This window comes from Rhodococcus sp. NPDC059968 (assembly GCF_042738615.1).
GTDB lineage: Bacteria > Actinomycetota > Actinomycetes > Mycobacteriales > Mycobacteriaceae > Rhodococcus_F.
On record NZ_JBHWUE010000275.1, the window covers coordinates 1 to 1418 of the forward strand.

General features: G+C 68.5%; 3 protein-coding genes. 1 reads left to right on the plus strand and 2 read right to left on the minus strand.

From position 1 onward, the window contains the following. Positions 1-424 precede the first annotated feature (424 nt). Both ACFWAY_RS53785 and ACFWAY_RS53790 read right to left on the minus strand, forming a co-directional pair. On the minus strand, positions 425-682 hold the full coding sequence (locus tag ACFWAY_RS53785; RefSeq protein WP_378516542.1) for a hypothetical protein: 258 nt from the start codon (positions 680-682) through the stop codon (positions 425-427). Positions 683-831: 149 nt separating this feature from the next. Beyond that, positions 832-993: a hypothetical protein gene (locus ACFWAY_RS53790; protein ID WP_378516543.1), complete on the minus strand. Its 162-nt coding sequence runs from the start codon at positions 991-993 to the stop codon at positions 832-834. A gap of 93 nt (positions 994-1086) precedes the next feature. On the opposite strand from ACFWAY_RS53790, the gene ACFWAY_RS53795 reads away from it, so the two are divergent. Beyond that, positions 1087-1281 (plus strand): hypothetical protein, encoded by a 195-nt coding sequence (locus ACFWAY_RS53795; RefSeq protein WP_378516544.1) that lies wholly within the window; start codon positions 1087-1089, stop codon positions 1279-1281. Positions 1282-1418: the final 137 nt, after the last annotated feature.

Below are 1418 nucleotides of genomic sequence, written 5' to 3' on the forward strand. Positions count from 1 at the left end.
GAGCAGCACGCCGACGCCGATCCGGGCGGACGCGAGCAGCAGCGAAATGTCGACGCGCGCAGTCATGATGAGGACAGTATCGCGAGCGCAAGCAGGTGGCGTCGTCGAGTAACCTCCGCAGTAGCCACCGACGACCGTCGCGGCGAGGCCAGGTGCCGGCCGAGGCTTCCCGTCCAGTCGTTGATGATGCGCTCAGTGCGGTCTGGTGCGGCGCCGAACATTCATCGACGTTTGCCGATGACGCTGGCGATCATGTCCCCGTCAGTTCGGGGTTCGGCATCTTCCAGGTCCCGTAGACCCGCCCTCAGACTGGCCCAGGAACCTCGATAGGGCGGGCGGTGGCAGGCCTTCTCGCAGCGCTTTCCTCGGTCCTGAGCCTTGGACCACCCAACTAGCGCATAACTATGCAACGGGATGGCGGACGCTACCGTCGTGCCCGTGAACCGTGATCGCTGCTGTTGTGGTGCCGGCGGTGACGGGCTATGCCCGTCACGGATTTCTCCGGCCGAGGAGAGCGGGCGCGAGCAACCAGCACCACACCCGCCGCGAGGAATCCGGCCGTGGTCACCGCGACCATCCCTGGCGCGGTCAGCGCACCGAGCCCGACCACCAACGCGACACCGGACACCGCACCCAACGCCAGGCAGACCACCCCGGCCAGCACCGTCACGACCCTGACCATGAGCACACTCTCGTCCCCCGGGCGCGAACTCATCGCGTCCCGTCGCCCCGAGCGTCGGGGCCGGCGGCCGGGCACCGACCGGTGCTCGAGACCCGACCGGCCGCGCTTGTTGGTGGGCCGCCGCGGTGTTCGGTGCCGTGGCGGACCCGTCATTGGATGCGGGGATCGTTCTCGGCGCCGGGACGTGGGAGGAGCCGCCCACCGGTGAGGGCCTCGACGACGCCGGCGATGTCGGTCGTGGACAGTTGTTTCTCCGGCCAAGGGTTCGGGATGCGCTCGGGCCGCGGTTTGCCGGGTGTCTGATTCGTCATGAGCGGGATGCCCCATCCGGTCGAAGGTGCTGGGCGCGAATCCCACCGTAGGCGCGCGCCGCAACCAGGGTGTTTCGCGAAGGTGAGGTCGACATGACTTCTCTCCCCCGGCTCGCCGCCGCGGCCCGGTCGGTCCGGTACATGACTGGCCCGTACGGCGGAGCCTGGCTGGCCGATACTGGGCGGGTGCAGCACTTCCTGGCCGACCACGAGTTCGCGGTGACTGCGGTGATGTCTGGCCTCATCGTCACGCTCGCCGTCGCGGCGATCTGGTCGATCTTCCAATGACGCGTGACGTCCTCGACGAGGGATCGCGAACGCGAGCGGTTCGCCTGACTCCGCCCTACGAGGCGCTCTTGAAGAGAGAGTTCTCGTCGAGGAAGCCGGCACGACCTCCAGCCGCTGTAGCTCAGCACCGGCACCGG